General features: G+C 72.1%; 21 protein-coding genes and 1 pseudogene. 15 read left to right on the top strand and 7 right to left on the bottom strand.

What is annotated here, in order from left to right; all coding sequences use genetic code 11:
- Nucleotides 1–206: 206 nt before the first annotated feature.
- Both ACFV1W_RS06210 and ACFV1W_RS06205 read right to left on the bottom strand, forming a co-directional pair.
- Complete coding sequence (locus ACFV1W_RS06210; RefSeq protein WP_380413596.1) at nt 207–1538, bottom strand: metallophosphoesterase; 1332 nt, start codon at nt 1536–1538, stop codon at nt 207–209.
- 222 nt (nt 1539–1760) lie between these two features.
- On the bottom strand, nt 1761–2918 hold the full coding sequence (locus tag ACFV1W_RS06205; RefSeq protein WP_350523668.1) for a LacI family DNA-binding transcriptional regulator: 1158 nt from the start codon (nt 2916–2918) through the stop codon (nt 1761–1763).
- Between the two features lie 359 nt (nt 2919–3277).
- On the opposite strand from ACFV1W_RS06205, the gene hisC reads away from it, so the two are divergent.
- From hisC to ACFV1W_RS06155, 10 genes and pseudogenes are all read left to right on the top strand, one after another.
- Complete coding sequence (hisC, locus tag ACFV1W_RS06200) at nt 3278–4363, top strand: histidinol-phosphate transaminase (protein WP_380413594.1); 1086 nt, start codon at nt 3278–3280, stop codon at nt 4361–4363.
- A 285-nt stretch (nt 4364–4648) separates the two neighbouring features.
- Nucleotides 4649–6010, top strand: coding sequence for an efflux RND transporter periplasmic adaptor subunit (locus ACFV1W_RS06195; protein WP_380413592.1), 1362 nt, complete (start codon nt 4649–4651; stop codon nt 6008–6010).
- A 2-nt stretch (nt 6011–6012) separates the two neighbouring features.
- The gene (locus tag ACFV1W_RS06190) at nt 6013–6816 is read left to right on the top strand and encodes an ABC transporter ATP-binding protein (RefSeq protein ID WP_380413590.1); all 804 of its coding nucleotides are present in this window, start codon (nt 6013–6015) and stop codon (nt 6814–6816) included.
- Nucleotides 6813–8024 (top strand): ABC transporter permease, encoded by a 1212-nt coding sequence (locus tag ACFV1W_RS06185; protein ID WP_380413588.1) that lies wholly within the window; start codon nt 6813–6815, stop codon nt 8022–8024. The genes ACFV1W_RS06190 and ACFV1W_RS06185 overlap by 4 nt, the downstream gene beginning before the upstream one ends.
- A 13-nt stretch (nt 8025–8037) precedes the next feature.
- Nucleotides 8038–8634 carry a hypothetical protein gene (locus ACFV1W_RS06180; protein WP_380413586.1) on the top strand — a complete coding sequence of 199 codons (597 nt, stop codon included), beginning with the start codon at nt 8038–8040 and terminating at the stop codon, nt 8632–8634.
- A 294-nt stretch (nt 8635–8928) separates the two neighbouring features.
- Nucleotides 8929–9072: a hypothetical protein gene (locus ACFV1W_RS06175; RefSeq protein WP_380413584.1), complete on the top strand. Its 144-nt coding sequence runs from the start codon at nt 8929–8931 to the stop codon at nt 9070–9072.
- Nucleotides 9069–9401: a hypothetical protein gene (locus tag ACFV1W_RS06170; RefSeq protein ID WP_380413582.1), complete on the top strand. Its 333-nt coding sequence runs from the start codon at nt 9069–9071 to the stop codon at nt 9399–9401. Before ACFV1W_RS06175 ends, ACFV1W_RS06170 begins: the two co-directional genes overlap by 4 nt.
- A pseudogene (locus ACFV1W_RS06165) lies at nt 9401–9676 on the top strand (methyltransferase domain-containing protein); the annotation flags it as partial. The gene ACFV1W_RS06170 and the pseudogene ACFV1W_RS06165, both read left to right, overlap by 1 nt.
- Nucleotides 9677–9884: 208 nt before the next feature.
- Entirely contained in the window at nt 9885–10112 is a 228-nt protein-coding gene (locus ACFV1W_RS06160) for a hypothetical protein (RefSeq protein ID WP_380413715.1), read from the top strand.
- Nucleotides 10113–10263: 151 nt separating this feature from the next.
- Nucleotides 10264–10686, top strand: a complete 423-nt coding sequence (locus tag ACFV1W_RS06155) for a hypothetical protein (RefSeq protein WP_380413581.1) — start codon at nt 10264–10266, stop codon at nt 10684–10686.
- Between the two features lie 16 nt (nt 10687–10702).
- Here ACFV1W_RS06155 and ACFV1W_RS06150 read toward each other — a convergent pair whose 3' ends face one another.
- A complete protein-coding gene (locus tag ACFV1W_RS06150) occupies nt 10703–11149 on the bottom strand; it encodes an anthrone oxygenase family protein (protein ID WP_380413579.1) in 447 nt (148 codons plus the stop codon).
- 91 nt (nt 11150–11240) lie between these two features.
- Here ACFV1W_RS06150 and ACFV1W_RS06145 point away from each other — a divergent pair, with 91 nt between their 5' ends.
- Together ACFV1W_RS06145 and ACFV1W_RS06140 are read left to right on the top strand one after the other, a co-directional pair.
- Nucleotides 11241–11819 (top strand): TetR/AcrR family transcriptional regulator, encoded by a 579-nt coding sequence (locus tag ACFV1W_RS06145; protein WP_380413577.1) that lies wholly within the window; start codon nt 11241–11243, stop codon nt 11817–11819.
- A gap of 155 nt (nt 11820–11974) precedes the next feature.
- On the top strand, nt 11975–12292 hold the full coding sequence (locus ACFV1W_RS06140; protein ID WP_380413575.1) for a hypothetical protein: 318 nt from the start codon (nt 11975–11977) through the stop codon (nt 12290–12292).
- 161 nt (nt 12293–12453) lie between these two features.
- On the opposite strand, the gene ACFV1W_RS06135 is transcribed toward ACFV1W_RS06140, so the two are convergent.
- From ACFV1W_RS06135 to ACFV1W_RS06125, 3 genes are all read right to left on the bottom strand, one after another.
- Complete coding sequence (locus ACFV1W_RS06135; protein ID WP_380413573.1) at nt 12454–13224, bottom strand: MerR family DNA-binding transcriptional regulator; 771 nt, start codon at nt 13222–13224, stop codon at nt 12454–12456.
- A 4-nt stretch (nt 13225–13228) separates the two neighbouring features.
- A complete protein-coding gene (locus ACFV1W_RS06130; RefSeq protein ID WP_380413571.1) occupies nt 13229–14068 on the bottom strand; it encodes an alpha/beta fold hydrolase in 840 nt (279 codons plus the stop codon).
- A 411-nt stretch (nt 14069–14479) separates the two neighbouring features.
- Nucleotides 14480–14989, bottom strand: coding sequence for an alpha/beta fold hydrolase (locus ACFV1W_RS06125; protein ID WP_380413569.1), 510 nt, complete (start codon nt 14987–14989; stop codon nt 14480–14482).
- A 254-nt stretch (nt 14990–15243) separates the two neighbouring features.
- On the opposite strand from ACFV1W_RS06125, the gene ACFV1W_RS06120 reads away from it, so the two are divergent.
- Nucleotides 15244–16029, top strand: coding sequence for a helix-turn-helix domain-containing protein (locus ACFV1W_RS06120; protein ID WP_380413567.1), 786 nt, complete (start codon nt 15244–15246; stop codon nt 16027–16029).
- A gap of 66 nt (nt 16030–16095) precedes the next feature.
- Here the strand turns inward: ACFV1W_RS06120 and ACFV1W_RS06115 are convergent, their stop codons facing one another.
- Nucleotides 16096–17154: a nuclear transport factor 2 family protein gene (locus tag ACFV1W_RS06115; protein WP_380413565.1), complete on the bottom strand. Its 1059-nt coding sequence runs from the start codon at nt 17152–17154 to the stop codon at nt 16096–16098.
- Nucleotides 17155–17290: 136 nt separating this feature from the next.
- On the opposite strand from ACFV1W_RS06115, the gene sigJ reads away from it, so the two are divergent.
- Complete coding sequence (gene sigJ / locus ACFV1W_RS06110; RefSeq protein WP_380413563.1) at nt 17291–18202, top strand: RNA polymerase sigma factor SigJ; 912 nt, start codon at nt 17291–17293, stop codon at nt 18200–18202.
- Nucleotides 18203–18312: 110 nt separating this feature from the next.
- Entirely contained in the window at nt 18313–18789 is a 477-nt protein-coding gene (locus tag ACFV1W_RS06105) for a carboxymuconolactone decarboxylase family protein (protein WP_380413561.1), read from the top strand.
- Nucleotides 18790–18864 lie beyond the last annotated feature (75 nt).

Raw genomic sequence — 18864 nt, 5'->3', positions numbered from 1 at the left:
CGGACGGGCGGCCGGGTGTGGTGTGCCTCATGGTAGGGGCGGGTGTGGCCGCGCTGACAGTCGGTTTCCGGAATTTCGCGCCCCGGACGGCGCGCGTGCGGGGGTCCGGGCGCCGGGAACAAATGTTCCGTTGAACCCTGACGTTGATTGACGGTCAGATCATCACGGCGGGTCGGTGCGTCGGGTCGGTGCGTCGGAACGGTGCGTCAGATCGGCAGCCGGGCGACCAGCAGCCGGCCCTCCATGGTGACCCCGCCGTCCATCGCCACCGCCAGGTCGTCCGCGTACACGTACGGCCCCGGGATGTGCGGCGGCTGCCCGTCGTCCGCGTGCACCGCGCCGGTGAGGTACGGGATCGGGCTGTGGCCGTGCACGATCCGGGAGCCGCCGTAGGTGTCGAGCAGCTCGTGGACGGCCGTCGGGCCGGCGTCGCCGCGGAAGGCGAAGCGCTTGGTGAAGCGGCGGAAGCAGTCCCACCACTCGTCCACGCCGCCGTCGGCGAGCAGGCTGTGCACCGCGTCGTTGACGTCGGGGATGGACTCGCCGTATTCCAGGTACGCGGTGGTGTCGGAGTGCAGCAGCAGGTGTCCGTCCTCCAGCCCGATGGCGGGCAGCCGGGACAGCCAGCTGATGTGGTGGGCCTCCAGCCGGTCCAGGTCGTTCTGCTGGCCGCCGTTGAGCCGCCAGGCGGCGAGGAAGGAGGCGGTGCCGGCGGTGGACTGGACGGGCTCGTCGCCGTACTTGTGGGCGCCGAGGAAGAGCAGTTCGTGATTGCCCATCAGGGCGCGGCAGTAGCCGCCGGCCGCGGCCGCCTCGGCGGCGAGCTGCATGACCAGGTCGATGACGCCGATGCCGTCCGGGCCGCGGTCGGTGAAGTCGCCGAGGAACCAGATCCGGGCGCGGCCGGCCGACCAGTGGCCGTCGGCGTCGATCAGGCCCTGGTGGTGCAGTTCGGTGCGCAGCTCGTCGAGGTAGCCGTGCACGTCGCCGACCACGTACACCGGGCCGGGCGGCTCGCCGGGGCCGGGGGCCGGGTAGGGATAGGTCGGGGCGGCGGGGTCGGGCAGCGGCGGGCCGAGCTCGATGGTCGGCGGGTCGTCGCGGTCGGGGAGCCGGAGGGCCGGGGAGGGCTGGTCGGGGAGGGTGGGCTCGTAGCCGGGGTGGTCCTGGACGTCGTGGCCGGTGTGGACGTCGTGCTCCTGGGCCTCGTAGCCGCCCTCGTACCCGGCGGCCTCGTAACCGCCCTCGTAATCGCCCTGGCCCTGGTGCGAGAAGACCGGGGACCGGTCCGGCCCGTGGTCGGTGCCGAGCCCCTGGGCGTGCACGGTGTGGCCCTGGCCGTCGGCGGGCCAGTGCTGCTCCAGGTAGCGCGCGCCGCCGTAGCCGCTGTAGGTCTCCGCTTCGTACGGCGCGCCCTGGTAGCCGGTGGCGGGCTCGGGTTCGTAGTAGGTGCCGTACGGCAGCACGTCGAGGTCCGGCTGGTGGCGGGGGCCTGAGTGGGGGTGCTCAGGTCCGGGGAAGCGGTCCTCGGGTGTCATTCGCCCATCATAGGAAGACCACTCTCCCGGCGTCGTCACCTGGTGGGTATCCAATCCTCCGGAGCGTCAGCCGGGCGGCGCCGCAAGGTCCGTTTTGTCCCGGCTCGGTAGGGTCTCGTCGGCCTCTGGCCGGCGTCCCGTCGGTCGTCAAGGTCCCGCCGGTCGTCGGCCTCCCGGCCTCCTCCCGGCCTCCCGGCGCTCGTCGGCCGGTGCGCGTGAGGTCTACACCTCGCCCGGCGGACGGGGCGGACTGACGGTGGTGCGCGGGCTCCGCCGCTGGGAGGAGGCGCGGACGATCAGCTCGGTCGGCATCAGGGTGCCCGGCGGCGGGCCGTTGCCGGCGGTGCGGAAGCGCGGCGGAAAGAGCCGGGCGATGTCCACGCCCGTCCCGGAGTCGACGCCCTCGATGGCGTCGATGAGCAGGTTGACCACGGTGGTGCCGATCTTGCGCGGCTTGAGCGACAGAGTGGTGATGGGCGGCTCGGTGGCCGCGTAGACGTCGCTCTCGCTGCAGCAGACCAGCAGCAGGTCGTCAGGCACGCGCAGGCCGTAGCGGCGGGCGGCGGCCAGCAGGTCGGTGCCGTTGGGGTCGAACAGGCCGTACACGGCGTCCGGCCGGTCGGGGCGGGCGAGCAGCCGGTCGGCGGCGACCGCGCCGGCCGCCGGGTCGTGCGCCGGGTAGGCCTCGTACACCGGCTCCTGGCCGACCTTGGTGCACCAGCCGAGGTAGGCCTCGGTGGAGAGCCGGGTGTAGGTGTCGGTGCTGGTGCCGGTGAGCAGGCCGATCCGGCGGGCGCCGGCCTCGGAGAGGTGGTCGAGGATGCCGAGCACGGCCGCCTCGTGGTCGTTGTCGACCCAGGCGGTGACCGGGCAGTTGCCGGGCTTGCCGTCGCTGACCACCGGCACCCCGGACCGGTACAGCTCGCTGACCAGCGGGTCCTGGTCGGGCGGGTCGATCACCACGGTGCCGTCCAGGGCGATGTTGCCCCAGACGTCGTGGCGGGAGGAGGCGGGCAGCACCACCAGCGCGTAGCCACGGCCCAGGGCGGCGCTGGTGGCGGCCCGGGCCATCTCGGCGAAGTACGCGAACTCGGTGAAGGTGAAGGGCTCTTCGCCGTAGGTCGTGACGGTCAGCCCGATCAGGCCGGACCGTCCGGTGCGCAGGGTGCGGGCCGCCGCGGAGGGGCGGTAGCCGAGGCGCTCGGCGACCTCTCGCACCCGGCTGCGGGTCTCGTCGGGCAGGCGGCCCTTCCCGTTCAGCGCATCGGAGACGGTGGTGATCGACACTCCGGCGGCTGCTGCCACATCCCGGATGCCGGCCCGCTCCAGACGCCGTGAGGTGGTGGGTCGCCGACCGCTCTGGTTGGCTGCTGCTGTCATGGCGGACCGATCGTATGGCTCCTGACAAGGGTCTGTGACCGGCGCATCGGGAGCCTTCGGAGATACGTTTCTCCAAGAGTGAGCCGGGGTGCGCCCCTTCGATCCCCTTCTGAAACCAGGCGTCTTACCTCTGACATGTGCCAAAGGAACCGGGCAGAATGGCTGATCTGCGCCTGTAACCCGTCCGGGCATCTCACTCCTACGGGTGAGGGCGGTCGGTATCGTGCAAGGCACCCGACCGGGGTGGTCCGGCAGGCGCGTCCCGAGATCCCGGGGGCGGAGCCGGGGCCCGGGGTGCGGCGGCGATCCCGACCGTGCCGGGGCGGGCGGACCGGCAGAGAACACGAAGGAGTACGACCGTGAGCAGTGGTACCTCAGCGCAGGGCCCGCGCCTGCGCCCGAGCCTGGACGGCATCCCCACCTACAAGCCCGGCAAGCCGGCCGGCGCCGACGCCTACAAGCTGTCCTCGAACGAGAACCCGAACAACCCGCTGCCCGGCGTCCTGGAGGCGGCGGTCGCGGCGGCCGGCTCGTTCAACCGCTACCCCGACATGGGCGTCAGCGAGCTGACCGCCGTCCTGGCCGAGCGCTTCGGCGTCCCCACCGAGCACATCGCCCTCGGCACCGGCTCCGTCGGCGTCGCCCAGTCGCTGGTGCTCGCCACGGCCGGCCCCGGCGATGAGGTGATCTTCGCCTGGCGCTCCTTCGAGGCCTACCCGATCATCACCCAGATCGCCGGTGCCACGCCCGTCCCGGTCCCGCTCAAGGCCGACGGCGACCACGACCTGGACGCGATGCTCGCCGCCGTCACCCCGAACACCCGGCTGATCTTCGTCTGCAACCCCAACAACCCCACCGGCAACGTGGTCCACCGCGCCGAGCTGGAGCGCTTCCTCGACGCCGTCCCCGGCGACGTCCTGGTGGTCGTCGACGAGGCCTACATCGAGTTCATCCGCGACCCCGAGGTGCCCAACGGCATCGACCTCTACCGCGACCGCCCGAACGTCTGCGTGCTGCGGACCTTCTCCAAGGCGTACGGCCTGGCCGGCCTGCGGGTCGGCTTCGCGATCGCCCACGAGCCGGTGGCGGCCGCCCTGCGCAAGACCGCCGTGCCGTTCGGCGTCAGCCAGCTCGCCCAGGACGCCGCCGTCGCCTCGCTGCGCGCGGAGGAGGCGCTGCTGGTCCGGGTCGAGGCGCTGGTCGAGGAGCGCAACCGGGTCGTCGCCGGGCTGCGCGCCCAGGGCTGGGACGTCCCCGACTCGCAGGCCAACTTCGTCTGGCTCGGGCTCGGCGAGCGCTCGGCGGACTTCGCCGCGGCCTGCGCCGCGGCCGGGGTGATCGTCCGGCCGTTCCCGGAGGGCGTGCGGGTGTCGATCGGCGAGGCCGAGGGCAACACGATCTTCCTGTCGGTGGCGGAGGCCTTCCGCAAGGAGATCGACGGCTGATCGGCCGCCGGTGCCGGCGCCTCGCCGGTCCTTGTTTCCACAGGGGCGCACTCCTCGGGGGTGCGCCCCTGCCGCGTCCGTGGGTGTGAGCTGTCTGAGGATGGCCTGCCGGATGGCTGGGGATCGCTGGGAGGCCGCTGGGAGTTCGGCCAACGACCGCCCACGGCCCGGCCAAGGCGCCCCTCCGGAGCGGGCGGTTGGAGCGGAATGCCCGGATCCGGCCGGTCAGTCTTCTCCCAGCCGCCGCCCAGGGCAGCGCAAGAGCGCCCCGCGAAGCTGTCCGCCATGAAGGTGCTTCCACGGCGGCGAGGTGCCGTCCTCGTCAACTCCGCGCTCGGCGTGGCCCTCCTGGGCGGTGCCGCCCTGGTGTACGCCACCGTCAACGGCAGCGGCGGCACGGCGGCCGCCAAGCCGGCCACGCGTACCGCGACCGTCGCCAAGGGGACGGTCCTGGCCACCGTGTCCGGAACCGGCACCCTGGTCTCGCCGACCGACGCCGCCCAGGACTTCACCACCGGCGGGCGGCTCACCTCCGTCAAGGTCGCGGTCGGGGACGCCGTCAGGAAGGGGCAGGTGCTGGCGACCGTCGACACCACGGCGGCCCAGCAGCAGGTGGACGCCGCCCGGTCGGCCCTCACCACGGCGAACGCCAACCTCGCCAAGGCGCAGGCCGGCGTCACCACGACCACCACCGAGCCGCTGCCCGGGGCCACCACGGCCCCGCAGGGCGGCAGCGGCGGCGGTCGCGGGGCGGGCGGGAGCAGTACGCCCGCCCCGCAGACCACCACCATCACCACCACCAAGGTCGACGACGCGGCCGTCGCCCAGGCCCAGCAGCAGGTCGCCATCGCGCAGACCAACCTCTCCAACGCCCAGGCCGCGCTGGCCGGTACGACGCTCACCGCCTCGGTGGACGGGACGGTCGCCTCGGTCTCGGCGAAGGTCGGGGACACGGTGGGGGCGCCGTCCTCGGGTTCGGGCTCCTCCTCCACGGCCAAGTCCACCGGGACGGGCGCCGGTTCGGGCTCGCCGAGCGGCTTCATCGTGCTGACCAACCCGACCGGGATGCAGGTCACCGCCAACTTCTCCGAGCTGGACTCGCTCAAGCTGAAGAAGGGCGAGGCGGCGACCGTCACCCTGAACGCCCAGTCCGACACCAAGCTCAACGCGACCGTCCTGTCGGTCAGTTCGCTGCCGTCCAGCAGCGGGAGCGGCGCGGCCGGCTCCTCCGCCGTCCAGTACGCGGCCACCCTCCAGCTCAGCGGGGACACCAGCACCCTGCGCACCGGCCTCAGTGCGACCGTCCAGGTGATCACCGGCGAGGCGGACAACGCGCTCTCGCTGCCGACCTCGGCGCTCTCCGGCACCGGCTCCTCGCGGACCGCGACGGTGGTGCACGAGGGCGGCGCCACCGAGCGGGTGGACGTCGGCGTGGGCGTCGAGGGCGACAGCACCGTGCAGGTGGTCTCCGGGCTCAAGGAGGGCGACAAGGTCGAACTCCCCACCACCAGCGGCAACAACGGCTTCCCGAACGGCTCCTTCCCGGGCTTCGGCGGCGGGGCCGGCGGCCGGGGCGGCAACGGCGGCGCGGTCGGCATCCCGGGCGGTGGCGGCGGCGGTGGCGGCGGCCGGGGCGGTAAGGGCTGAGCATGCAGCACGTCATCGACAACCGCGTCCCCGCGCACCCCGTACCGGTGATCCGGATCCGCCGGCTCACCAAGTCGTACGGGCACGGCGACGCCACCGTGCACGCCCTGCGCGGCCCGTCCCTGCCCGGGACGGGCGAACCGGCCGGCGTCGACCTGGACATCGAGCAGGGCGACTACGTTGCCGTGATGGGCAGTTCGGGTTCCGGCAAGTCCACCCTGATGAACATCCTCGGCTGCCTCGACGTCCCCACCTCCGGCCGTTACCTGCTGGACGGCACCGACGTCGGCCACCTGGACGAGCAGCAGCTCGCCCTCGTCCGCAACCGCAAGATCGGCTTCGTCTTCCAGTCCTTCAACCTGGTCCCCCGCACCACCGCCCTCGCCCAGGTCGAGCTGCCGCTCGCCTACGCGGGCGTACGGGCCGCCGAGCGCCGGCGGCGGGCGATGGCCGCGCTGTCGCTGGTAGGCCTCGGCGAACGCGCCGGGCACAAGCCCAACCAGCTCTCCGGCGGCCAGCAGCAGCGCGTCGCGGTGGCCCGGGCGCTGGTCACGGCACCCGCCATGCTGCTCGCCGACGAACCCACCGGCAACCTGGACAGCCGCTCCACCGAGGAGGTGCTGGGCCTGATCGACGGGCTCAACGCCACCGGCCGCACGGTCGTGCTGATCACCCACGAGGACGAGGTCGCCCGGCACGCCAAGCGGGTGCTGCGGCTCGTCGACGGGCAGATCGTGAGTGATGTCCGGCAGGCGCCGGTGGACGGGCCTCCGCCCGTGCTCGCCGGGCTGGGGGTCCCGGCATGATCCTCTGGCAGACGCTCCGCTTCGCGGTGGGTGGGCTCGCGGCCAACAAGGTGCGGTCGGCGCTCACCATGCTGGGGGTGCTGATCGGTGTGGCCTCGGTGATCCTGCTGCTGGCGGTGGGCAACGGCTCCTCGCAGGCGGTGAAGGACTCGATCACCTCGCTCGGCACCAACTCGCTCACGGTCAGCGCCGGTTCGGCGGCCGGGGGCTCGCGGTCGGTGTCCTCGGTGAAGAAGCTGACCGTCGCCGACGCCAAGGCGCTGGCGACCGACGCCGACTCCTCGGCGGTCAAGTCCGTGGCGCCGGTGGTGACCACCAGCGCGACGGCGCTGTACGGGAACGTCTCGTACACCCCGGGCTCGGTGGTGGGGACGTACCCCGCGTACTTCGAGACCTCCAACCAGAAGGTCGCGCACGGCGAGTACTTCACCAACGACGACGTGCTCGGTTCGCGCAAGGTCGCAGTGCTCGGCGCCACGACGGCCAAGCAGCTGTTCGACACCGAGGACCCGGTCGGGAAGAAGATCGTGCTCGGCGGGACGCCGTTCACCGTGGTGGGCGTGCTGCAGGCCAAGGGCGGCAGCGGGTTCACCGATCCCGACGACGTGGTGATCGCACCGCTGCCGACCGTGCAGAACGCCTTCACGGGCTTCGGGGCGGTCAACCAGATCCTGGTGCAGGCGTCCTCCGCGGACACGACGACGGCGGCGCAGTCGGAGATCACCCGGGTGCTGCTCGGCACCCACGCGATCGCAGACCCGACGAAGGCCGACTTCCGGATCACCAACCAGGCTTCCCTGCTCACGGCGAGGGAGAGCACGACGAAGACCTTCACCGTGCTGCTCGGCGCGGTCGCGGCCATCTCGCTGCTGGTCGGCGGGATCGGGATCACCAACATCATGCTGGTGACGGTCACGGAGCGGACGCGGGAGATCGGCATCCGCAAGGCGCTCGGTGCCCCCCGGGCAGTGATCCTGGGGCAGTTCCTGACCGAGTCCACGCTGCTGTCGGTGATCGGCGCGGGGTTGGGCGTGGCGGCCGGGATCGTCGGCTCCCGCTTCAGCATCGTCGGCATCAAGCCGGTGGTGATCCCCGAGTCGGTGCTCGGCGCGTTCGGCATCGCCGTCGCGATCGGACTGTTCTTCGGCAGCTACCCCGCCAACCGGGCCGCCTCCCTGCGGCCGATCGACGCCCTCCGGCACGAGTAGGAGCACTTCTTCGATGGAACACGACGAACAGGTCGCCCTGCTGGCCACCCCGCCGGACTCGCGGGACGTGAGCGCGGAACTGGCCGCGCCGCCGAGGCGGAAGCTGCCCTGGCTGTCGCTGGTGCTCGCGGGCGGCGTGATCGCCACGGGCGCGTTCGCGGGCGGGGTCTGGTACCAGCAGGGGCAGGGGACTCCGAGCGGCAAGTCCTCCTCGCCCCGGGCCGCTTCGGCCGGCGCACCGGCGACGGGTGGCGGCTACGGGCAGGGCGCCGGTGGGCGCCGAGGTGGTCAGGGCCAAGGGCAGGGGCAGGGGCAGGGTGGCTTCACCCGTGGCACGGTCAAGGCCGTCGACGGCTCGACCGTGTACCTCACGGACGCCAACGGCAACACCGTCAAGGTGACGACGGGGGATTCGACCAAGGTCCAGCTCAACAAGGAGGGCAAGGTCGCCGACCTCCAGCCCGGCCAGAGCGTGACCGTCGTCGGCACGCCCGACGCGAACGGCGGGTACAACGCCAGCCAGCTCGTCGAAGGCTCCGCAGGCGGTGGCTTCGGCGGCGGTGGCAGCGGGTTCGGCGGCGGTTCACCCCGGAAGCCGTCCGGCGGCTGACCCGGAACCGTTCGACGCTCTGCGGGCCCTCGCCTTCCCAGGCGAGGGCCCGCACGCGTTCGGTCGCCGTCGTCGGGGCGCTGCGTCTTGAGGGTCGCGATGACGCCGAGGGCGACGGTGGCGTCGCGAGGGCGAGGAGGGCGACGAAGACCGCGCCGATGAGCAATTCACCGCCGAACTATCGGCTGTCTGTTCGAAGTTGGACGGTTTCCAGTACCGGAAACGTGAGCCCCTTGCCTCTGCCAGGTGGGACTCGGGAGCATCGTCCGGAGACCGGGCGAGCGAGGAGACATCGTGAAGCTGACACGGCTTGCGGGTTCCTGCGACGAGGGCGAGTGCCCGACCCTCTACCTGACGGACCGGGGCACCCTCGCCGTCCAGGGCGAATACCTGATCGAGCACGACCTGCAGCATCTTGAAGGGACCGACCGGGCATGACGACTGCCCTCCACGGCCACGGGCGACTGCTGCAGGCCCGCATCGTCCTGGCGTCGGAGATCGACAGACGGAGCACGGCGCTGTCCTCGCGGGTGGTCGAGGCGTTCCTCAATGTGCCCCGGCATCCTTTCGTTCCGGTGTTCTACCGGGAGGACGGCTCTGGTCTCCACCGGCCGTGGCGTTCCGAGGACATGGCGGACGACGCGTGGCTGCGCGAAGTGTACGCGGACCAGGTGCTGGTGACCGAGGTCGACGACGTAGCGCGGAAGCCGCATCGCCGGACGGACAGCGCGGAGTGCCGACGTCCTCCTCGACCCTCCCGAGCCTGATGGCCGACATGCTCGACGCGCTGGACGTCAGAGGCGGGGACCAGGTGTCGGAGACCGGCACGGGCACGGGCTGCAACGCCGCTCTGCTCTGCCACCTCGCGGGTGCGGCCCACGTCACTACCCTCGACCGTAGCGAGCAGCTGGTGGCCGTAGCCCGCGCCCGGCTGACCGAGGTGGGCTTCGAGCCGACCGTCCTCGGGGGCGATGGCGCGGAAGGGCACTTGGGCGGAGCGCCGTACGACCGGATCATCGCCACCTGCGGTAGCCGTCGCCTCCCCCAGGCTTGGCTTGACCAGTGCGCGCCGGGTGGCCTGATCGTCGCCCCGATCGGCGGCGCGGTGGCCCGGCTGACGAAGCTGCCGGACGGGCGGGCGGCCGGGCCTTCATCGCCCGGCCGCCTTCATGCCGCTGCGTCCCGGAGACGGACCGGTCCCGGAAAGACCGGAGCCGCAGGCCGGCAGGACGACGGAGGTCAGCCCGCGCGTGCTGGACGATCCCGGGTTCTCCTTCTGGGCGGGCCTCCACCTTGGTACCACCGCCGTCCGGAGCGGCCCGGGCGACCTCTGGGAGGCCATCGAGGCCGCCCACCGCAGTTGGCTCGACCAGAACCGCCCCCGCCGGGAGTGGTTCACGCTCGCAGCCGACCCGGACGGTCGGCAGGTCGTGGGCTGCACGGCTCCGGACGGCACGTCGCTCCGCTGGGAGCTCTGATTCCGGCGGCCTCCTGCTACCCGCAAGAGGCCGCCGACGCTGAGGAACAGCAGGGTGGGTCCAGCCCCACCCCAGGTGTGGGGCTGGACCGGTGTCGGGTCGCTCGCGGCCTCCGTAGATTCGTTCCCACCACGACACGGAGGGCGGAACCATGGCGATCACTGCGACGGCGAACCTCGGCAACTCCCCTGCCCGGCAGGCGTTTTCCACGGCGAAGAAGTGCATCACTCTCTTCGGCGCCATCGGGCTGATCACCCTCGCGACCGTCGCGGTCATGGCCTCCACCGGCCACGGGACCACCCCGTTCATGTGGATTCGCGGGGTCGTCTTCCCGGCCCTGGCTCCCGTGCTCCTGCGTCTGGCCACCCGCGCCGCCGAGGGCGACTACAGGGCCTTCGACCGCATCCGGACCCTCTCCACCGTGATGCCGATCGCCGTCATCGCCGTCGACCTCGTCCCCGGCATCTGCCCGGCCTGGTACGCAGTGCTCCAGGGCCTCTCCGCCCTCGCGCTCCTCCCGGTCGCCGTCCTCACCCGCACCAAGGCCGTCACCGCCGCTTTCCCGAAGCAGTGACCCGCTGTTCCCGGGCTCAGGCGAGGGCCGCGACCAGCAGGGTGAAGGCGGCGATGATGACGGCGACGCGGACGTAGTGGTAGCGGTCCCAGCGGTTCATCTGCTCCTTCCAGTCGGTGGGCCGGTTCTCCGGGGTCCACGTCTTGCCCCGGTTGTTGATCGGGACGAGCAGCAGCACCGACATGACCACGCTGACGATCAGCAGCCCGCCGGCGGTGACGACGAGACCGGCTCCGTGGTGGTGCCATCCGGCGACGGCCCAGATCGCCGCGAGGACGAGCGAGCCGATGTACCAGAACGGCATCACGGCGCCGAGCATCCGGCCGCCGTGGGCGCGGGCGAGCTGGTCGCTGTCCTCGGGGAGCGCGTTGAAGATCCGGTTCATGACGAAGGCGACGGAGAACTCCACCCCCACCATCACCCCGACGACCACGGTGGTGATGACCTCAAGTGCGTTGAGCATGATGACCCTCCCTGGCATCTAGCATTGCTAGCGGATGAGGCAACACTAGGCTTGCTGTCGCTCTTTTGTCTAGCGATGCTAGGGTCGGATCATGTCGGTACAAGAACGCAAGCAGCGCGAACGGGCGGAACGCGAACGCCTCATCGTGGCGACGGCCCGCGAACTCGCCGAGCAGCAGGGCTGGGACGCGGTCACCACCCGGCGGCTCGCCGAGCGCATCGAGTACAGCCAACCCGTCCTCTACAGCCACTTCCGCGGCAAGCGCGAGATCATCGGTGCGGTCGCCCTCGAAGGCGCCACCGAGATGGCGGCGGCGATCCGGGCCGCCACCGCCGCCGTGGACGGCTCCCGCGCCCGGGTCACCGCACTCGCCCGCACCTACCTCGACTTCGCCGCGCGCAACCCGGCGGTCTACGACGCCCTGTTCCGGCTCGACGGCGGCCTCGCCTTCGCGCAGGAGGACACGCCGGAACCCCTGAAGGACGCCTTCGCCGCCCTGCTGGAGAGCCTCGCCGAGGTCGCCGGCGACGACGTCCACCCGGGAGTCTTCACCGAGACCTTCTGGGCCGCCCTGCACGGGCTGGCCACCCTCACCCGGGCCGGACGGCTCCCCCCGGAGTACGCCGAGCAGAGGGTGGAACTGCTGGTGGACCGGCTCGCCGTCGTCTGACGCCCGTCCGGCACTGCCGGGGCCGACCCGCTTCGCCACCGGGCCCCTTGCGTCTCGCAGGGGGCCCCGGTAGACACGGGTGGATCTTCGTTCCCTCCGCAGGCAGGACGCCCGATGACTCGTACGACTCCGCCGCGTCCGCTCGATGTGGAGAGATGTCCGACGGGATCAAGGTCGGCGGCTACCCGACCTGGACGCAGGACCCGGACTGGCCCGCCTGCCCGACCTGCGACCGCACCATGTCGCACCTGCTGACCGTCAACAGCGCCGAGTTCGACGGCGCGAGCTGGCGCACCTGGCTGCCCGTCGAGGACACCCCGGCGGAGGGTGGGATCTGGGACCTTCCGTACGAGGAGCGGACGCGGGTCCAGTGCCCGCCCGGTCTGATGCTCGGCGACATGGGCGGCATCTACCTGTTCGAGTGCCCTGACTGCCCGGATTGGCCCTTCGCCTACCGCTCCGACTGCTCCTGAGGCCCGAGGCCCCCAGCACGAACGTTGAGCGCCGCCTTTCCCGGGGATCCTGGAGCACGGGAAGCCGGCCGGGCCGACTGACCGAATCCGTCCCGCTGGCCGAAGCGGCGGAGCACGTCCGCAAGCCGCTCACCGCCCACGGGTAGCGCAGCCGCGGGGCCCTACGGGACGTCGACGCCCGCGGCGCGCAGCTTCTCCTCGATCAGTGCGGTCAGCCGGGTCCAGCCGGGCCGCTCCTCCTCGCCGTGGTGGGTGAGGAGTTCGTGGCGGGTGTCGCCGTCCTGGCGGGTCCGGAGGCCGCCCAGGGTGGGCAGCAGGGAGGGGTCGGCGACGAAGTGGGCGGCGACCTCCTCGGCGAGTTCCTCGATCCTGGGGTCGTCCGGGTCCCACTTCCCGGCGCCCCAGGTGAGTTTCACGACGGCGACGTGCCGCGGGTCCTCCAGGCCGTGCTCGATCTGGGTGAGGTAGTCGTCGAAGCCCTCCGGCATCAGGGCCCGGACCAGCACCAGGCCCTCGTGGGCCGTCCTGACGTCGTCCGCGTCGAAGCCGAGTCCGGGCATCCGGTCGAGCAGGGCGCAGGCCCGGGCGGGCAGCAGAACCCGGTCTCCGGTGGCGAGTTGGCGCAGCGTCTCACGCCGGGTGATCAGTTCGTCGATCCTGGCGGTGAGGCTCTCCTCGACGTCGACGAGGGCGGTGGCGAAGTCCTCGGGGTCGGCGTCGAGGATGGGGACGATTTCGGCGAGCGGCACGCCCGCCGCGGCCAAGGTCCGCACCTGGACCAGCCTCAGGAGTTCGGGGCTGCCGTAGCGGCGGTAGCCGGAGCGGTCGCGCGCGGGTTCCTCGACCAGGCCGTTCTTGTGGTAGTGCCGGATGGTCTTCACCGTGACCCCGGCGAAGGCCGCGGCCTGGCTGATCGTCACTCCGTCTGTCATGGCGTCAGTTGACCAGCCCGTGCGGGAGGGAGGCAACCTCCCGGACGGCTGCGGCGATGGCGCGGAAGTCCTTGCGGACGATGGTGGTGTGCTTGCTCGGGACGGTGGCGCTGACCCGGACGTTGGGGTTGCGGGCGAGGACCGGATCGAGGGTGGCGCGCATCGCGGCGAGGCCTTCGGCGGTGCCGCCGAGGCTGGCGCCGGTGGCGACGAGGTAGCGCATCGGGAAGCTGACGAGGTCGAAGACGGGAGCGCTGTCCGCGACGATCTCGTTGAGCTCGATGTTGATCTCGGCGTGCTCGGCGGCGGACATCCGGGCGGCCATGCCGAACGGGCGGACAAGCGGCATCAGCGGGGCGAACCGCTTGAACAGCTTGCGGATCTGCTCCTTGCCGGCCTCGCGGCCGCCTTCGACGGTGGCGAGGTAGTCCCAGGGGTATCCGCCGTCGACCATGACGGCGCCGGCCAGGCGGTCGGGGTTGCGGGTGGACCAGTGCAGGGCGAGGGCGGCGCCGTAGGACCAGCCGACGACGACCGGGTTGCGGGCGCCGGTGGCGGCGAGGACGGCGTCGATGTCGCGCAGGCAGGCCTCGAAGGTGTAGTCGGCGGACTTCCGGGACTTGCCGCGGGCCCGTTCGTCGAAGGTGATGTGCCGGTAGCCGTCGCCGAGTTCGGCGATGACGTGGCGCCAGTCCTTCTGGGTGCAGTAGGAGCCGTTGAGGTAGAGCACCGGGCGGCCGCTGCCTCCGGTGTCGGTGACGGCCAGGGCGGTGTCCTCGACCGGCAGCATGGTGGTCCGGGCGGGGCGGGCGGTGTTCCTTCGCGCGTTCGCGTTCGTGGTCATGCCTCTAGCGTCGGGGTTGACCTCGGGTCAAGGTCAACCCCCGGTTCCGGCATCGGTTCCGCCGGATCGGCGGGCGGTGCCGTGACACCGCGCGGTGGTGATCAACTGCCCTGCTGGGGAGGGGTGGTGGCGATCGCGTGGATGGTCGCGGCGACGGTCCGGTGGTCCTTGCGCAGGATCTTGGAGTGGTTGCTGGGGACCTTGGCGGCGATCCGGATGTTCGGGCTGTCGGCGGCGATCCCGGTGATGACGGTGCGCAGGCCCTCGATCGTCCTCTCGTCGGCGCCCAGGTTGCCGCGGTGCCGAGGACGTAGTGAACGGGGACAGTGAGCCGGTCGAAGACCGGGCGGAGGAGGGCGGGGGCGGACAGGCCGATCAGTTCGAGGTTGATCTCGGCGTGCCGGGCGGCGCTCATCCGGGCGGCCAGGCCGAGGCGCCGGCACACCGGAACAGCGGGCTGAGGCGACGGAAGAGGCCGCGGATCCTGGCCTGGGCGGCCTCGTCGAGCGGCTCGACGGGCATCGCGCCGTCCACGGAGACCGCGCCCAGCACCCGCTCGGGGTGGCGGTCGGCGTAGTGCACGGCGACCATCGCGCCGTACGACCAGCCGACCAGGACCGCGCGCCGCACCCCTCGGGCGTTCAGCACGGCGTCCAGGTCGCGCAGGCAGGCCTCGAAGGAGTAGTCGGAGGCGAGGGCGGACTTGCCGCGGGCGCGCTCGTCGTACGAGATGTGGCGGCAGCCGTCCCCGAGGTCGGCGATCACGCGGCGCCAGTGCGACCGGTCGGCGTAGGAGCCGTTCAGGTAGACCACGGCGGTGCCGCTGCCGCCGGTGTCGGTGACGGCCAGCGCGGTGTCGTCGACCTGGACCGTGCCCGACCAGGCGGGGACCCCGGCGGCGGTGTCGGTGCGCTCCTGCATCGTCGTCTCTCCCTTCTCCGGCGACCGGCCCCTGCGGCCGGCCGCTTTCCCATGCCGGAAAAGCTACGTTGCGTTTATAGGTCTGGCAACTAACTTGTTGCGCAAGAATCGCCTAACTGCAGGTAGATGATGGGAAATCATTGCAACGGCCCATGCAGAGAATGCAACGGCCACGGTTCCATCCATTGCAATGGACTGGAAGTGAACGCTATCTTGTGCCGAGGGACCGAACACGGAGCACGAAGGAGGCCGCGATGCCGGGCGGCAGACTCACCCAGCAGGAACGCCAGCAGATCGCGCTGGGACTGGCCGACGGCCTCGCCTACGCGGAGATCGCCCGGCGCCTCGACCGGCCGACCTCGACCGTCACCCGCGAGGTGATGCGCAACGGCGGCCCCACCGCCTACCGCGCCGACCTCGCCCACCGCGCCACCGGCCACCGGGCCCAGCGCCGCCGGCAGCCCGCGGCCCAGGGCCCGAACGCCTCACCGCAGCCGCACGGCCGTGACGCCGAGGCGGTGCGCGCCTTCGAGGAGGTGCTCACCACCGTCATGATGCAGTCCGGCATGCCCAAGATGATGGCGCGGGTGCTGGCCTGCCTCTACATCACCGACGACGGCAGCCTCACCGCCGCCGAACTCGTCGAGCGCCTCCAGGTCAGCCCGGCGACCATCTCCAAATCGATCGCGTTCCTGGAGAGCCAGGGCATGGTGCGCCGGGAGCGCGACGAACGCCGCCGCGAGCGCTACTTCATGGACGACGACATGTGGTACCGGTCGATGGTGGTCAGTGCCCGGGCGACCGCCCAGCTCGGCGACACCACCCGCCAGGGCGTCGGCGTCCTCGGTGCCGGGACCCCCGCCGGTGTCCGGCTGGAGAACATCGCCCGCTTCCTCGACTTCATCTCCGAGGCCATCGCGCGTGCCGCCGAGCAGGGGCGCCGGGTGCTCCACACGAAGCCCGAGGGTGCGGAGCCCGAGGGCGCGGAGCCGGAGCCCGCCGGGCCGCAGGTCGCCGGGCCCGGCACGGAATCGGGCTGACGTACGGCGATGCGCGGGGAGCCGGCCCGGCCGACTCCCCGCGCATCCGCGTCCCCGTGCGCCGGTTCAGTACCCGATGGCCTCGCGCAGCAGCAGCACGGTGCCCCGGGAGAAGCGGGTCGGCGCGTTGAGCACCAGGAGCTGGTTGACGGCGCTGGGCTGCCCGTAGGCGGCCAGGGAGCGGGTGTCCTCCAGGGGGAGGACGTGCTCCTCCAACCGCCGCATCGCGGTGGGCAGATCGGGCACCACCTTCTGGGCGCCGACGACCCAGATCGCCTGGCCGGCCCCGCCGGCGTTGCCGGGCAGCTGGCTGCCGCTGGCCGAGGCGATCACCAGCGAGCCGGTCTCGGTGACCGCGGCGACGCTGCCCACGGCGACGTCGGGGCCGGCCAGCAGGCGCCGGATGTCGTCCGCCTCGGTGGTCCGGTCCATCGCCATCACCCGGGACTTGACGGACCGGTAGCGTCCACCGGTGTTGAGGTCCTCGTCGATGCCGGACAGCCGGAGCGTCTCGCTGGCCGCGGTGAACACGGCGGCGTCCGCCGGGACCAGCTCCCGGATGCGGGCGCGCGCGGCGGCGGCGCCGTCGAGGAGTTCGACGGTGAAGCCCCGCGCCGCCAGTGCCGCGGCCGTCCGCTCCAGGCGCTCCGCGTCCGCCGGGGCGGTGAAGGCGGTGCGGTCCTGCCCGTGGCGCGGCGCCGAGCCGCCCAGCGGGCTGGTGTCGACGTACCGGACGTCGTAGACCCGCTCGGTGAACCGCCAGCCGTCCGCCGTGCGCCGGTAACGATCGTGGTAGACGGCGTAGTTGAGGCCCTCCAGACCGTCCTTCAACCGGACGATCTCGTGCATGAGGGCGCGTCCGGTCGCGGTGTCGCCGTCGATCCGGATCGAGCCCGGGTGGGTGTTCTGCACGAAGAAGTCCCATCGGGCCTGGAGCTCCTTGCGCCCGGCGTTGATCTGCTCCCTGCCGACCAGCTCGATCGGGACGTTGGGCATCCGCAGCACGCCGTCCGGCGTGAACAGGTCCGCGAGCCGGTCGCCGTCGCGCATCATCACCGCGTCGGTGAACTCGGCCTGCAGCGCCTGGATCTCGACGAGATCGGCGATCGCCTGGAAGTCGTTCACGGTGGTTCCTCCCTGTCGTTCGGTTCCGTCTGCTCCTTACGACAGGACGGTGCGCCGGAATGTGAGGCGCCCGGCGGACGTCACATTCCGGCGCGCTGTCCTGTCGTAGGAGGAGGAGACCGACCGGAGGCGGAGCATGAACCAGGAGCAGGACCCGGAGCAGGACCAGGATCTGAGCGTGGTCATCGGCGAGCGGCGCCGGCTGACCAATGTGGCGTACCGGCTGCTCGGCTCGCTCGCCGACGCCGAGGACGTCGTGCAGGAGACCTACGCCCGCTGGTACGCGATGCCCGCGGAGGAACGGGACGCCGTCGTCTCGCCCGGCGGCTGGCTGACCACGGTAGCCAGCCGGATCTGCCTCAACCAGCTCGGCTCCGCCCGGGCCCGGCGGGAGCGCTACGTGGGCGAGTGGCTCCCCGAGCCGCTGCCCGAGCACCGGGAGGGGCCCGACAGCGCGGCCGCGGACCCGGCGGACCGGATCACCCTCGACGAGTCGGTCAACATGGCCTTCCTCGTCGTCCTGGAGTCGATGACCCCGGCCGAGCGCGTGGCGTTCATCCTCCACGACGTCTTCCAGTACCCGTTCGCCGAGGTGGCCGCGGTGGTCGGCCGGTCGGCGGCGGCCTGTCGCCAGCTGGCCTCCTCGGCCCGCCGCCGGATCCGGGCGGCGCAGGCCCCGGTGCCGCCGACGGGCGTGCAGGCCGGGATCGTCCGGGAGTTCAAGCGGGCCTGGGAGGCGAAGGACGTCAGGTCGCTGATGGACCTCCTCGACCCGGAGGCCACCGTGATCGCCGACGGCGGCGGCCTGGTCGGCGCCCTGCTGGAGCCGCTCACGGGCAGCGAGTGGATCGCCCGCGCGTACGCCGAGTCCGCCCGGCTCGTCGGCGGACGGACGCTGCGGGAGTGCACGGTCAGCGGCCTGCCCGGCCTGGTGGTCCAGCAGGGCGGTGTCACCGACACGGTGATCGCCTTCCGGATCGCCGGGGAACGGATCACCCACATCTGGGCGGTGCGCAACCCGGAGAAGCTCCGCCCCTGGCAGGGGTGACCGGGGCCACACCCGGGGCTGTCACAGGGCGCCCGGCCATCTTGTCCAAGAGAACGCAACCGAGAACACCGACGAACACCCACGAAGCACAGAGATCCGAGGAGCACACCATGGAAGCCCGTCTGAACGCCTTCGCCAGCCCGGTCATGGGCAAGGTCTTCAAGCACGTCATCGCCGCGAACCAGCCGATCGCCGACTCGTCGCTGCCGTACGCGACCCAGGAGCTGGTGCGGCTGCGGGCCAGTCAGATCAACGGCTGCGGGTTCTGCGTCGACATGCACTTCAAGGACGCCGTGCACGCGGGCGAGGAGGCGACCCGGCTGAACCTGGTCGCGGCCTGGCGCGAGGCCACCGTCTTCACCGACGCCGAACGGGCCGCCCTGGAGCTGGCCGAGCAGGGCAGCCGGCTGGCCGACGGCGGCGGGGTGACGGACGAGGCGTGGGAGAACGCGGCGAAGTACTACGACGAGGAGCAGCTCGCGGCGCTGGTCTGCGTCATCGCGCTGATCAACGCCTTCAACCGCGCCAACGTCATGATCCGCCAGCCCGCCGGCGACTACCGGCCGGGCCAGTTCGCCCAGCACTGACCGTCGGAGCGCTGCGACGCGGTGCGGCCGGGGAGCGTGCTCCCCGGCCGTTCGACGTTCCCGCGCACCCGTGCG

The organism is Kitasatospora sp. NPDC059648 (assembly GCF_042734825.1).
In the GTDB taxonomy this organism is placed as follows: Bacteria; Actinomycetota; Actinomycetes; order Streptomycetales; family Streptomycetaceae; genus Kitasatospora.
The sequence above is the reverse complement of the archived record's forward strand: the minus strand, read 5'-3'. Positions and strand labels throughout refer to the sequence as shown.

Bases quoted from the DNA above. Each gene is read 5' to 3' on its own strand.
- ACFV1W_RS06210 (WP_380413596.1), bottom strand. From the start codon at position 1,538: ATGACACCCGAGGACCGCTTCCCCGGACCTGAGCACCCCCACTCAGGC.
- ACFV1W_RS06205 (WP_350523668.1), bottom strand. From the start codon at position 2,918: ATGACAGCAGCAGCCAACCAGAGCGGTCGGCGACCCACCACCTCACGG.
- ACFV1W_RS06195 (WP_380413592.1), top strand. From the start codon at position 4,649: ATGAAGGTGCTTCCACGGCGGCGAGGTGCCGTCCTCGTCAACTCCGCG.
- ACFV1W_RS06190 (WP_380413590.1), top strand. From the start codon at position 6,013: ATGCAGCACGTCATCGACAACCGCGTCCCCGCGCACCCCGTACCGGTG.
- ACFV1W_RS06185 (WP_380413588.1), top strand. From the start codon at position 6,813: ATGATCCTCTGGCAGACGCTCCGCTTCGCGGTGGGTGGGCTCGCGGCC.
- ACFV1W_RS06180 (WP_380413586.1), top strand. From the start codon at position 8,038: ATGGAACACGACGAACAGGTCGCCCTGCTGGCCACCCCGCCGGACTCG.
- ACFV1W_RS06170 (WP_380413582.1), top strand. From the start codon at position 9,069: ATGACGACTGCCCTCCACGGCCACGGGCGACTGCTGCAGGCCCGCATC.
- ACFV1W_RS06155 (WP_380413581.1), top strand. From the start codon at position 10,264: ATGGCGATCACTGCGACGGCGAACCTCGGCAACTCCCCTGCCCGGCAG.
- ACFV1W_RS06150 (WP_380413579.1), bottom strand. From the start codon at position 11,149: ATGCTCAACGCACTTGAGGTCATCACCACCGTGGTCGTCGGGGTGATG.
- ACFV1W_RS06145 (WP_380413577.1), top strand. From the start codon at position 11,241: ATGTCGGTACAAGAACGCAAGCAGCGCGAACGGGCGGAACGCGAACGC.
- ACFV1W_RS06140 (WP_380413575.1), top strand. From the start codon at position 11,975: ATGTCCGACGGGATCAAGGTCGGCGGCTACCCGACCTGGACGCAGGAC.
- ACFV1W_RS06135 (WP_380413573.1), bottom strand. From the start codon at position 13,224: ATGACAGACGGAGTGACGATCAGCCAGGCCGCGGCCTTCGCCGGGGTC.
- ACFV1W_RS06130 (WP_380413571.1), bottom strand. From the start codon at position 14,068: ATGACCACGAACGCGAACGCGCGAAGGAACACCGCCCGCCCCGCCCGG.
- ACFV1W_RS06125 (WP_380413569.1), bottom strand. From the start codon at position 14,989: ATGCAGGAGCGCACCGACACCGCCGCCGGGGTCCCCGCCTGGTCGGGC.
- ACFV1W_RS06120 (WP_380413567.1), top strand. From the start codon at position 15,244: ATGCCGGGCGGCAGACTCACCCAGCAGGAACGCCAGCAGATCGCGCTG.
- sigJ (WP_380413563.1), top strand. From the start codon at position 17,291: ATGAACCAGGAGCAGGACCCGGAGCAGGACCAGGATCTGAGCGTGGTC.
- ACFV1W_RS06105 (WP_380413561.1), top strand. From the start codon at position 18,313: ATGGAAGCCCGTCTGAACGCCTTCGCCAGCCCGGTCATGGGCAAGGTC.